The sequence below is a fragment of the Streptomyces sp. NPDC087428 genome (assembly GCF_044744085.1).
GTDB lineage: Bacteria > Actinomycetota > Actinomycetes > Streptomycetales > Streptomycetaceae > Streptomyces.
The window spans coordinates 362,737-374,828 of record NZ_JBIUXR010000008.1 but is presented as its reverse complement, the minus strand read 5'-3'; the positions used below and the strand labels follow the sequence as shown (position 1 = coordinate 374,828).

9 protein-coding genes are annotated in these 12,092 nt (G+C 69.1%); 8 read left to right on the top strand and 1 reads right to left on the bottom strand.

What is annotated here, in order from left to right; genetic code table 11:
• The first annotated feature begins 279 nt into the window (after positions 1–279).
• The 7 genes from ccrA (at position 280) to pssA (ending at position 8,012) form a co-directional block, all read left to right on the top strand.
• Positions 280–1,617, top strand: coding sequence for a crotonyl-CoA carboxylase/reductase (gene ccrA / locus ACIO3R_RS19530; protein ID WP_402107062.1), 1,338 nt, complete (start codon positions 280–282; stop codon positions 1,615–1,617).
• Position 1,618: 1 nt separating this feature from the next.
• On the top strand, positions 1,619–3,631 hold the full coding sequence (locus tag ACIO3R_RS19525) for a protein meaA (protein WP_402107060.1): 2,013 nt from the start codon (positions 1,619–1,621) through the stop codon (positions 3,629–3,631).
• Positions 3,628–4,605: an HpcH/HpaI aldolase/citrate lyase family protein gene (locus ACIO3R_RS19520; RefSeq protein ID WP_385029033.1), complete on the top strand. Its 978-nt coding sequence runs from the start codon at positions 3,628–3,630 to the stop codon at positions 4,603–4,605. The genes ACIO3R_RS19525 and ACIO3R_RS19520 overlap by 4 nt, the downstream gene beginning before the upstream one ends.
• A gap of 1 nt (position 4,606) precedes the next feature.
• Entirely contained in the window at positions 4,607–5,134 is a 528-nt protein-coding gene (locus ACIO3R_RS19515) for a MaoC family dehydratase (protein WP_363020746.1), read from the top strand.
• Positions 5,135–5,136: 2 nt separating this feature from the next.
• On the top strand, positions 5,137–6,342 hold the full coding sequence (locus ACIO3R_RS19510; RefSeq protein WP_385029029.1) for an acyl-CoA dehydrogenase family protein: 1,206 nt from the start codon (positions 5,137–5,139) through the stop codon (positions 6,340–6,342).
• A gap of 181 nt (positions 6,343–6,523) precedes the next feature.
• Positions 6,524–7,171, top strand: a complete 648-nt coding sequence (locus tag ACIO3R_RS19505; protein ID WP_024489890.1) for a phosphatidylserine decarboxylase — start codon at positions 6,524–6,526, stop codon at positions 7,169–7,171.
• Positions 7,158–8,012: a CDP-diacylglycerol--serine O-phosphatidyltransferase gene (gene pssA, locus ACIO3R_RS19500; protein WP_385029026.1), complete on the top strand. Its 855-nt coding sequence runs from the start codon at positions 7,158–7,160 to the stop codon at positions 8,010–8,012. Before ACIO3R_RS19505 ends, pssA begins: the two co-directional genes overlap by 14 nt.
• Positions 8,013–8,085: 73 nt before the next feature.
• Here the strand turns inward: pssA and ACIO3R_RS19495 are convergent, their stop codons facing one another.
• Positions 8,086–8,856 (bottom strand): S1 family peptidase, encoded by a 771-nt coding sequence (locus ACIO3R_RS19495; protein WP_385029023.1) that lies wholly within the window; start codon positions 8,854–8,856, stop codon positions 8,086–8,088.
• Between the two features lie 397 nt (positions 8,857–9,253).
• On the opposite strand from ACIO3R_RS19495, the gene ACIO3R_RS19490 reads away from it, so the two are divergent.
• On the top strand, positions 9,254–12,085 hold the full coding sequence (locus ACIO3R_RS19490) for a CHAT domain-containing protein (protein ID WP_402107054.1): 2,832 nt from the start codon (positions 9,254–9,256) through the stop codon (positions 12,083–12,085).
• Positions 12,086–12,092 lie beyond the last annotated feature (7 nt).

Genomic DNA, 12,092 nt, shown 5'->3' with positions numbered 1-12,092 from the left:
TTGCTGGCACCCAGTGCCTTGCCAGCTGTCACGGAGTGCCATACGTTGAAGTCGTCCGGGCGGCCGGCGTGCTGAGACCTCACGTACGCCGGCTGTCCCCGCAAGCCAGGTGCCTGCGTGCCCGGACGCCTGCGTCACAGGCGAACCCTTCTGCTCCACAGAGCAAACAGCCGAAGCACCACCAGCCGAACCGACGGCACACCTCCACGCACCACCGCTCCCCCTGCTTCGCAGGACCCTCAAGCGTTCCCTCAAACGCAGCTCCATCGGAGGCACACCGTGAAGGAAATCCTGGACGCGATCCAATCGCAGGACAGCACGGCCGCGGACTTCGCGGCGCTGACCGTCCCCGAGTCGTACCGCGCGGTGACCGTGCACAAGGACGAGGCCGAGATGTTCTCCGGCGTCGACAGTCGCGACAAGGACCCCCGCAAGTCCCTCCACATCGAGGACGTGCCGGTGCCCGAGCTGGGGCCGGGCGAGGCGCTGGTGGCGGTCATGGCCAGCTCGGTCAACTACAACTCCGTGTGGACGTCGATCTTCGAGCCCGTCTCGACCTTCGGCTTCCTGGAGCGGTACGGAAAGCTCAGCGAGCTCAGCAAGCGCCACGACCTGCCGTACCACGTCATCGGTTCCGACCTGGCGGGCGTCGTCCTGCGCACAGGGCCCGGCGTCAACGCCTGGAAGCCCGGTGACGAGGTCGTCGCGCACTGCCTGTCGGTCGAACTGGAGTCCTCTGACGGCCACAACGACACGATGCTCGACCCCGAGCAGCGCATCTGGGGCTTCGAGACCAACTTCGGCGGGCTGGCCGAGGTCGCCCTCGTGAAGTCGAACCAGCTGATGCCGAAGCCGGACCACCTCAGCTGGGAGGAGGCCGCGGCCCCCGGGCTGGTCAACTCCACCGCGTACCGCCAGCTCGTCTCGCGCAACGGCGCGGGCATGAAGCAGGGTGACAACGTGCTGATCTGGGGCGCGAGCGGCGGACTGGGCTCCTACGCGACGCAGTTCGCGCTGGCCGGCGGCGCCAACCCGATCTGCGTCGTCTCCAGCGACCAGAAGGCCGAGCTCTGCCGGAAGATGGGCGCCGAGGCGATCATCGACCGCAACGCCGAGGGCTACAAGTTCTGGAAGGACGAGCACAACCAGGACCCGCGCGAGTGGAAGCGGTTCGGCAAGCGCATCCGCGAACTGACCGGCGGCGAGGACGTCGACATCGTCTTCGAGCACCCGGGCCGCGAGACCTTCGGCGCGAGTGTGTACGTGACCCGCAAGGGTGGCACCATCGTCACCTGCGCCTCGACCTCCGGCTACACCCACGAGTACGACAACCGCTACCTGTGGATGTCGCTGAAGAAGATCGTGGGCTCGCACTTCGCCAACTACCGCGAGGCGTGGGAGGCCAACCGCCTGGTCGCCAAGGGGAAGATCCACCCGACGCTGTCGAAGGTCTACTCCCTGGAGGACACCGGCCAGGCCGCGTACGACGTGCACCGCAACCTCCACCAGGGCAAGGTCGGCATCCTGGCGCTGGCACCGCGCGAGGGTATGGGCGTGCGCGACGAGGAGCTGCGCGAACAGCACATCGACGCCATCAACCGCTTCCGGAACGTCTGACATGGCGGGCCGCCGCAAGGACCGCCCCTGGCTCATGCGGACGTACGCGGGCCACTCGACCGCCGAGGCGTCCAACGAGCTCTACCGGCGCAACCTCGCCAAGGGCCAGACGGGTCTGTCGGTCGCCTTCGACCTGCCGACCCAGACGGGTTACGACCCCGACCACATCCTCGCCCGCGGCGAGGTCGGCCGGGTCGGCGTGCCCGTCTCGCACCTCGGCGACATGCGCCGGCTGTTCCAGGACATCCCGCTGGAGCAGATGAACACCTCGATGACGATCAACGCCACCGCGATGTGGCTGCTGGCGCTCTACCAGGTGGTCGCGGAGGAGCAGGGCGCGGACGCCGACAAGCTCCAGGGCACCACCCAGAACGACATCGTCAAGGAGTACCTCTCGCGCGGCACGCACGTCTTCCCGCCCGGCCCCTCCCTGCGGCTGACCACCGACATGATCACGTACACGGTCAACCGCATCCCCAGGTGGAACCCGATCAACATCTGCAGCTACCACCTCCAGGAGGCGGGGGCCACCCCGGTCCAGGAGATCGCGTACGCCATGTCGACGGCCGTCGCGGTGCTCGACGCGGTGCGCGACTCCGGGCAGGTGCCGGAGGAGAAGTTCGGCGCCGTGGTCGCCCGGATCTCCTTCTTCGTGAACGCGGGCGTCCGGTTCATCGAGGAGATGTGCAAGATGCGCGCCTTCGGCCGCATCTGGGACCGGATCACCCGGGAGCGCTACGGCATCACCGATGCCAAGCAGCGCCGCTTCCGCTACGGCGTCCAGGTCAACTCGCTCGGCCTGACCGAGGCCCAGCCGGAGAACAACGTCCAGCGCATCGTGCTGGAGATGCTGGCCGTCACCCTCTCCAAGGACGCCCGCGCCCGCGCGGTGCAACTGCCCGCCTGGAACGAGGCGCTGGGGCTGCCGCGCCCCTGGGACCAGCAGTGGTCGCTCCGTATCCAGCAGGTGCTCGCGCACGAGAGCGATCTGCTGGAGTACGAGGACATCTTCGCCGGGTCCCATGTCATCGAGGCCAAGGTGGACGAGCTGGTCACCGACTCGCTCGCGGAGATCGACCGGATCCAGCAGATGGGCGGCGCCATGGCGGCCGTCGAGTCCGGCTACCTCAAGTCCGAGCTGGTCTCCTCGCACGCCGCCCGGCGGGCCAGGATCGAGGGCGGCGACGAGAAGATCGTCGGCGTCAACATCTACGAGACGACCGAGCCCAATCCGCTCACCGCCGACCTCGACGCCGCGATCATGACGGTCGACCCCTCGATCGAGGCCGAGGTCGTCGCCGCGCTCCACGAGTGGCGCGACAACCGCGACGAGGCCCGCGCCACCGAGGCGCTGGCCGCCCTGAAGAAGGCCGCCGCGGGCACCGAGAACATGATGGAGGCCACCGTCGAGTGCGCCCGCGCGGGTGTCACCACGGGCGAGTGGTCCTGGGCGCTGCGCGACGTCTTCGGCGAGTTCCGGGCACCGACCGGGGTGTCGTCCGCCCCGGTCGCGGTGACGGCTCAGGAGGGCACCCCACTGGCCCTGGTACGCGAGAAGGCCGCCCTGACCGCCGCGGACCTGGGCGTGGGCCGGCTGCGGCTGCTCGTCGGCAAGCCCGGCCTGGACGGGCACTCCAACGGCGCCGAGCAGATCGCGGTACGCGCGCGGGACGCCGGTTTCGAGGTCGTCTACCAGGGCATCCGCCTCACGCCCGAACAGATCGTCTCTGCCGCCGTCGCCGAGGACGTGCACTGCGTCGGCCTGTCGATCCTCTCCGGCTCACACGCCGAGCTGGTGCCGGACGTGCTGAACCGGCTCCGCCGGACCGGCGCGGGCGACATCCCGGTGATCGTCGGCGGGATCATCCCCCCCGCCGACGCCGAGGCTCTGATCAGGGCCGGCGTCGCCGCCGTCTTCACCCCGAAGGACTTCGGCATCACGGAGATCATCGGCCGTATCGTCGACGAGATCCGGAAAGCGAACAAGCTCGACCCTCTGGAGGTCCCCGCATGACTGCCGTCAACCGCCCGTCCGTCTCCCGCCTGCGCCCCCGCCGCTCCTGCCTCGCGGTGCCGGGAAGCAACCCCCGCTTCCTGGAGAAGGCCCAGGGCCTCCCGGCCGACCAGGTCTTCCTGGACCTTGAGGACGCCTGCGCGCCGCTGGCGAAGGAGGGCGCCCGGCACACCATCGTCGACGCGCTGAACAACGGTGACTGGACGGGCAAGACCCGGGTCGTGCGGGTCAACGACTGGACGACGCAGTGGACGTACCGCGACGTCATCACGGTCGTCGAGGGCGCGGGCCCCAACCTCGACTGCATCATGCTGCCCAAGGTCCAGGACGCCCAGCAGGTCGTCGCCCTGGACCTGCTGCTCACCCAGATCGAGAAGACGATGGGCTTCGAGGTCGGGAGGATCGGCATCGAGGCGCAGATCGAGAACGCCAAGGGCCTGGTGAACATCGACGACATCGCCGGCGCCTCGCCCCGTCTGGAGACCCTGATCTTCGGCCCGGCCGACTTCATGGCGTCGATCAACATGAAGACCCTGGTCGTCGGCCAGCAGCCGCCCGGGTACGGCGCGGACGCGTACCACTACATCCTGATGCGCATTCTGATGGCGGCCCGCACGCACGACCTCCAGGCGATCGACGGCCCGTTCCTGCAGATCCGCGACGTGGACGCGTACCGCGAGGTCGCGGGCCGGGCAGCGGCCCTCGGCTTCGACGGCAAGTGGGTGCTGCACCCCGGCCAGGTCGACGCGGCGAACGAGGTGTTCTCGCCCTCGCAGGAGGACTACGACCACGCCGAGCTGATCCTCGACGCCTACGACTGGTGCACCTCGGAGGAGGGCGGCAAGAAGGGCTCGGCGATGCTCGGCGACGAGATGATCGACGAGGCCAGCCGCAAGATGGCCCTGGTCATCGCGGGCAAGGGCCGCGCGGCGGGCATGGAGCGCACCTCCACGTTCGAAGCTCCGGAGGCCTGACATGCGGTTCGGACGCACCTACGAGGAATTCGAGATCGGTGCTGTTTACAAGCACTGGCCCGGAAAGACCGTCACCGAATACGACGACCACCTCTTCTGCCTGTTGACCATGAATCATCACCCGCTGCACATGGACAGCAACTACGCGGAGAAGACGACCGATTTCGGTAAGAACGTTGTCGTCGGCAACTACATCTACTCGCTGCTGCTCGGCATGTCGGTTCCTGACGTCTCCGGAAAGGCGATCGCGAACCTGGAGGTCGAGTCGCTGAAGCATGTCGCGCCGACCTTCCACGGCGACACGCTCTACGGCGAGACGACGGTCCTGGACAAGACTCCTTCGAGGTCCAGGAGCGACCGCGGAATCGTTTATGTGGAGACCAGGGGGTACAAGCAGGACGGCACGGTGGTCTGTGTGTTCCGCCGCAAGGTGATGGTTCCCACAGAGACCTACATCAAGGAACGGGGCGGAGAACAGCCCGGCCGCCCGGAGCCGAAGCAGACTTCGCAGAAGAACGTGGAGAAGTAGCCATGGCCCGACTCGCCCAGACCGCCGGCCTCAACGACGTCCAGCAGGAAATCCTCTCCACGGTCCGGAATTTCGTCGACAAGGAGATCATTCCGGTCGCGACCCAGCTGGAGCACCGCGACGAGTACCCGACCGAAATCGTCGAGGGCCTCAAGGAACTCGGACTCTTCGGGCTGATGATTCCCGAGGAATACGGCGGGCTGGGCGAGTCCCTGCTGACCTACGCCCTGTGCGTCGAGGAGATCGCCCGCGGCTGGATGAGCGTGTCCGGGATCATCAACACGCACTTCATCGTGGCGTACATGCTCAAGCAGCACGGCACGCAGGAGCAGAAGGACACCTTCCTCCCCCGGATGGCACTGGGCGAGGTGCGCGGCGCGTTCTCGATGTCCGAGCCGGCCCTGGGCTCCGATGTCGCGGCCATCACCTCCAAGGGCGTCAGGGAGGGCGACGAGTACGTCCTGAACGGCCAGAAGATGTGGCTGACGAACGGCGGCACGTCCCATCTCGTCGCCGTCCTGTGCCGGAGTGACGAAGGCCACCCCGAGGGCACACCGCCGCACAAGTCGATGACGACGTTCCTGGTGGAGAAGGAGCCCGGATTCGGCGAGGTCCGGCCCGGCCTCACCATCCCCGGGAAGATCGACAAAATGGGTTACAAGGGCGTCGACACGACCGAACTCATCATGGACGGCCTACACATTCCGGCCAATCGTGTACTGGGCGGCACCACCGGCCGAGGGTTTTACCAAATGATGGACGGAGTGGAGGTGGGCCGGGTAAATGTCGCTGCCCGTGGCTGCGGCGTCGCACAGCGTGCATTCGAGCTGGGCGTTTCCTACGCACAGCAGCGCCATACCTTCGGAAAGCCGATCGCCCAGCACCAGGCGATCCAGTTCAAGCTGGCCGAAATGGCCACCAAGGTAGAGGCCGCTCATGCGATGATGGTAAATGCAGCGCGCAAAAAGGACTCCGGGGAACGAAACGACCTGGAGGCAGGGATGGCGAAGTACCTCGCCTCCGAGTACTGCAAGGAAGTCGTCGAGGACGCCTTCCGGATCCACGGCGGTTACGGCTTCTCCAAGGAGTACGAGATCGAGCGCCTCTACCGGGAGGCCCCGATGCTGCTGATCGGTGAAGGTACCGCCGAGATCCAGAAAATGATCATCGGGCGCCGACTCCTCGAGGAGTACCGGTTCCAGGGTTGATTGCCCCATTCGCGGTGATTTTACCGCGAAGAAGATCACACCCTGTCATCCTCACCTGGTGCCTTCCAGACGTCCGACTCGGCTGCTGGCTTGCCCAGTTGCGGTCCGCAACCGATAACATCGCCGGAAAAGCCGCCGTCCCCCGTTGCCAGCGCGGCATCATCCGCTACGAAGGTCATCCATGCCCGACAGCCATACCTCTGCACCACGCGGCGGGGTCCGCCTTGCACGCGGAGCTTCGCCGTGGCTCCTCCCGACCGTCGCCACCGCCGCACTCAGCCTGTCCCGGGCCCGCAGGTCCGGGCGCTGGGCGGCCGTGGCCGTGCCCACCACCGCGCTCGCGGCGGGCATGCTGTGGTTCTTCCGCGACCCCGAGCGCGAGATCACCCAGGGGCGCGTCATCTCACCGGCCGACGGCGTGGTGCAGAGCATCATGCCGTGGAAGGACGGGCGCACCCGCGTCGCGATCTTCATGAGCCCGCTGAACGTCCACGTCAACCGCGCGCCACTGGCCGGCACGGTGACATCGGTCGAGCACATCCCCGGTGGCTTCGTTCCGGCGTTCAACAAGGAGAGCGAGAACAACGAGCGCGTTGTCTGGCACTTCGACACCGAACTCGGCGACATCGAGATGGTGCAGATCGCGGGTGCCGTTGCCCGCCGCATCGTCCCGTACGTCCCACAGGGCACGAAGGTGGACCAGGGCGAGCGGATCGGCCTGATCCGGTTCGGCTCCCGAGTCGACATCTACCTTCCGGAAGGTATCGATGTCGCGGTCGAGGTCGGCCAGGCCACCACCGCGGGGGTGACTCGAATTGACCGTGATTGATCCCGAGACACAGGCGGGCTGGGTGCCCGAGGCGGATGCCGAGGACGACACCGAGGACATGCCGCTCTCCATGCGGCTGTCGATAGCGGACACCCTCACTCTCGGTAACGCCACGTGCGGTTTCATGGCGGTGTACTTCACCACCACGGGCATCCTCATCCCGCACCTCACGGGCAGCGACGAGAGCGGCATGGCCCGGCACTCCGCGGCCACCGCCGTCATCCTGATGCTGATGGCCGCGATCTTCGACCTGTTCGACGGACTCGTGGCCCGCAAGCTGCGCTCCTCGCCGATGGGTGCCGAGCTGGACAACCTCTCGGACCTCGTCAGCTTCGGGCTCGCCCCGGCGTACTTCGTCCTCGTCTACGGCATGGTCGCGGACGACGCACACCAGCGGGTCTCGGCCCTCGCCGCGATCGTCGTGCTGCTGGCGGTGGTGCTCAGGCTTGCGAGATTCTCCTGTGTGACCTTGAAGGACGGCATGTTCCAGGGCATGCCGAGCCCCTTCGGAGCGCTCACGGTCATCTCGATCGTGCTCCTGGAGCTGCCCTTCGTGCCGACGCTGCTCGCGATCGTCGGAGTGGCGTGGCTGATGGTCAGCCGGGTCGAGTACCCCAAACCGCGAGGTGTCCTCGCGGTGGCGATGCTCGGCTGGATCGTGGCCGCGATGGGGCTGCTGGCCGCATGGGCGTTCGACGCCCCCGGCGGTCAGCTCCTGCTCCAGACCGGCTGTGCGCTCCAGGTGGTCCTGGGAGCGGTCATCCCGCTCTTCGCGACCGCCCGCCGGGTGAACACCTTCCGCGACAACCGGCGCGAGGCACGGGCGGCGCAGCTGCCGTAACGGCTCACGCACGTGATGGCGAGAGGGCCCGGATGCTCCCCAGCATCCGGGCCCTCTCGCATGCTCCGGACACCTACCGAACGGGCACCCGGTGCATCTGCCGCCTGGGCTGTACCTGGATGACCGAGTGGATCCAGGCGAGTTGCCGGGCGATCTCGCCCGCCCCTGCGGTCTTCTCCCGGTCGGAGCCGTCGAAGACGCCGAGGAGGACTTCGGCGCCGTGCGGGGCGATGCTCATCACCGGGCCCCCGGAGTCGCCGCCGGCGGGAATCCCGGACACCTTCGCCATGCAGAAGTCCGAGCCGCCCGGCACGGTGTAGCCCTCGCACCGGCGGGCGTCCGGCGGCAGGACCCGCAGGACCGACTGCTTGAGCACCGGGGACTGACAGCGGTTCTCGTCCCCGGTGCAGGTCGCGCCCCACCCGTACTGCCGGACGGTCCGGCCGGGGCGGACCCGGGCTGTGGCAAGCCGGGCCGTGCGGACCTTCATCGGCGGGACCTTGACGAGCATCATGTCGGCCTTCGCGCTTCCCACCCGGCCGCGGGGCACCGGGTGAACCGTGGCGCCCTTGCGCATGTCGAGGCTGCCGACCCGGAACGAGATCCGCTTGTCGGCGATCGGATTCCCCTGCTCGAAGAAGCAGTGCGAGGCGGTGATGATCCACCGGCGGCTGATCGCCGTCCCGGTGCACGCCGGAGTTCCGTCGATGAGCATGCGCACGGCCCACGGGGCGTACGTACTCCTCGATCCCCCGATAACGGCCGAGGCAGGGGCGGACGACATCACCGAACCCGTCACCACCAGTAAGACGGTCAACAGCAATACACGAACGCGACGCACCATTCGGAACAGCTCCTCCGGTCAGGGAACGGGCCGTACTGGTGGTCAGATACCCCACCGGTCCGGAAGGTTCCGAAGGGCTCGAATGACCCCAAAGGGCAGGGGCTATTGAGCGGACATGCCTTGAGCGCGGGCGCTGTTTACCCAAGAGCACCTGTCCAGGGCCCTCGCAGATGTTCTCCGTTCAATCACCGGGCGTCGTCTCCACTGTTGTCCGCTTCTGGCGTTCCGGGCACTCGGCCGGCAATTTCCCGTGGTGCGGAAGCGCCTCACTCATCCATGCCACGGGCACGTCCCTCATACGGAAACTTCTCCGCTTTCCCGCCGGGCCCGGCGGTACGGTGCCGGCACGGAGGCACCGCCCGTGACGTGGCGGGACCAGAAGAGGGGGATTCAGCGGATGTCGGACTGGCCACTGGCGATCGGCGTGCTCGGCACATTGACGATGCTGTTCTTCTTCTGCGCCGGTGACCGGTTCACCGGCGTCATGGGCGGACGCACTCCCTGGGGCATCTTCGGGTTCGTCGTGTCGCAGATGGTGGAGAAGGGGATCTGGATCTTCCCCGGCTCCACCCCCGCCTGGTACGGACCGTCGACCTACGTCTCGGCGATGGTGGCCGGCTTCGCGGGCTTCGCCCGCCTCCAGCTGACCACGCCGGAGCAGCGCGCCAACCCGGAGAACGACCCGTTCTCGGCGAACGAGCACGCGGCCACCGCCGAGGAGCGGCTGCGGAGCTACGCCGTGTCGGACGATCTGGCCGTCCTGGACCGGGCCGTGGACGACTTCCGCACCGCCACCCGCCGGAGCGTGGGACACGGCTCCCACCTCGTCCATGTCTGCTCCCTCATCCGGGCCGTACGGATGCGCTACGAGCGGCTCGGGCGGCTCCAGGATCTCGACGAGGCCATCGAGGCCGGTGAGCGGGCCGACCGGGCCCGGGGCGCAGGCCAGGCCCGCGGCCGTATGCTCTGCCAGCTCAGTACCGCGTTACGGCTGCGCTACGACCACCTCGGCGCGGCGGACGATCTGGCGCGGGCCGTCGCCGCCGGGCGCGAGGCCGTACGGCTCGTCCCGTCCCGCAGCCCCCACTTCCCCGGTACGTGCGGCCAGCTCGGCGCCGCACTGCACAGCGCGTTCCTGCGCACCGACGACATGGCCGTCCTGGAACAGGCCGTTGCCCAGGTGTCGGCCGCGGTGGAGTGGTCCGACGCACGCGGCTACCGGCGCGCGGCGGACCGGGCCACCCTCTGCTACCTCCTGGTGCAGCGGGGGAAGCGGACCGGGGACCTCGTGGACATCGACAGGGCCGTACAGCTGGGACGGGAGGCGCTGGAGCCGCTCGCGCCGGGAGAGGCGCTGTTCGCGACGTGCCTGAGCAATCTCGGGCTGGCGCTCCGTACCCGGCACGGGCTGCGGGCGGGCGCCGACCGGAAGCCGCCGACGGAGGATCTGGACGAGGCGATCAGCCTGAGTGAGCGCGCCCTGGGCACCGCGCCGGCCGATGCCCCGGAAAGGGCGGTCTACCAGGTCGTCGCGGCACTGGCACTTCGTGATCGCGGCCGGTACGACACGTCGCGCACGGCCGGCGGCGGTTCCGCCCGCCCCGGGAAGCTGGACCTGGCCCTCGACGCGGCGCGGGCCGCGGCGACCCACCCGAGGGCCGATGTGCCGACGCGGATGCGGGCCGGACTGCTCTGGAGCGATATCGCCGCCTCCGCCGCCCGGTACCAGGACGCGGTGACGGCGTTCGAGACCGTCATCGCGCTCCTGCCCCGGCTGGCCGGCCGCGAACTGCGCCGGGCGGACCAGGAGGACCGGCTCGGCCGGTACACCGGCATCGCGGCGGACGCCGCCGCCTGCGCCCTCTCCGAAGGCGCTCCCGAGCGGGCGGTGGCGATGCTGGAGCTGGGACGCGGTGTGCTGCTCTCGCGGGAGCTGGACCTGCGGGCCGACATCGGTGAACTGCGTGCCCGGGAGCCCTCGCTGGCGCGGGAGTTCGAGGAACTGCGGGTGGCTCTCGCCGAGGGACGCGCCGAACGGCCGGCGGCCGGTGCCGCAGACTCCCGTTCCCGGCGCCGCGAGGAGGGCGAGCGCTGGGACGTGCTGCTGCGCGAGATCCGCTCGCTCGACGGGCTCGCGGACTTCGCGGGGCCGCCCTCCCCGCGACGCCTGCTCGCCGGGGCCGCCGAGGGTGCCGTCGTCTACCTCAACGTCAGCCGGTACCGCTCAGACGCGGTCATCATCGCCCCCGACGGCATCCGTTCCGTCCCGCTGCGTGTCACCCCGGACGAGGCCGCGCACCAGCAGCGCACGCTGGACGCCGCCCTGGACGCCCGGGACGGCGAGGAGGCGGAGCGGGCCGCGGCGGTGCACGAGGTGCTCGGCTGGCTGTGGGACACCTTGGCCGAACCCGTACTGAACGCCCTCAAGGACCTGCACGGCGCACATCGCGGACCAGGGCTGCCACGGGTGTGGTGGGTGCCGACCGGATCGCTCGCGCTGCTGCCCGTCCACGCGGCGGGCCACCGCGGCGGTACGCGGTCCCTGCTCGACCGGGTGATCTCCTCCTACACGCCGACGGTGCGGTCCCTGGCCAGCGCCCGCGCCGCCCGTACCGCCCCCGCCCGGCCACGGGCGCCCCTCGCGGTCACCATGTCCAGCACACCGGGAGCGGGCCCGCTCTCCGGGGCGGAGGCGGAGGCGCGGATGGTGCAGGGCCTCTTCCCCGGGACCGTCCGCCTCACCGGTGCGGACGCGACCCGGGAGCGGGTCCTGAGCGCGCTCCCGCACCACGCCTGGGCGCACTTCGCCTGCCACACGGCAACCGATCCCGGCGTCCCCTCACGCAGCGGGCTGCTCCTGCACGATCATCGGCGGCATCTGCTGACCGTCGAGGACGTGTCGGCGCTGGACCTGGGCAGCCCCGAACTGGCCTATCTGTCCTCGTGCGACACCGCCCGCACCGCGCCCCGCCATGCCGACGAGGCCATCCACCTGGCCTCCGCCTTCCAACTGGCGGGCTATCGCCAGGTCATCGCGACACTGTGGCGGGTGGAGGACCAGGTCAGTTCCGTGTTCGCCGAGAAGGTCTATGCGGAGCTGGCCGAGGCGGTCCGGTCCGACGCGCCGGTCGACGCGGCGGCCGCGGTGCGTCGCGCCACCCTGGCGGTCCGTGAACTCTGCCCCAACAGGCCGCAGTTCTGGGCCAGTTATCTGCACGTCGGATGCTGAACGGTGA

What these genes read in the sequence shown, in the direction of transcription:
- ACIO3R_RS19515 (WP_363020746.1), top strand. Translation starts at nt 4,607, where the DNA reads ATGCGGTTCGGACGCACCTACGAGGAATTCGAGATCGGTGCTGTTTAC.
- ACIO3R_RS19490 (WP_402107054.1), top strand. Translation starts at nt 9,254, where the DNA reads ATGTCGGACTGGCCACTGGCGATCGGCGTGCTCGGCACATTGACGATG.
- ACIO3R_RS19525 (WP_402107060.1), top strand. Translation starts at nt 1,619, where the DNA reads ATGGCGGGCCGCCGCAAGGACCGCCCCTGGCTCATGCGGACGTACGCG.
- ACIO3R_RS19520 (WP_385029033.1), top strand. Translation starts at nt 3,628, where the DNA reads ATGACTGCCGTCAACCGCCCGTCCGTCTCCCGCCTGCGCCCCCGCCGC.
- ACIO3R_RS19495 (WP_385029023.1), bottom strand. Translation starts at nt 8,856, where the DNA reads ATGGTGCGTCGCGTTCGTGTATTGCTGTTGACCGTCTTACTGGTGGTG.
- ACIO3R_RS19505 (WP_024489890.1), top strand. Translation starts at nt 6,524, where the DNA reads ATGCCCGACAGCCATACCTCTGCACCACGCGGCGGGGTCCGCCTTGCA.
- ACIO3R_RS19510 (WP_385029029.1), top strand. Translation starts at nt 5,137, where the DNA reads ATGGCCCGACTCGCCCAGACCGCCGGCCTCAACGACGTCCAGCAGGAA.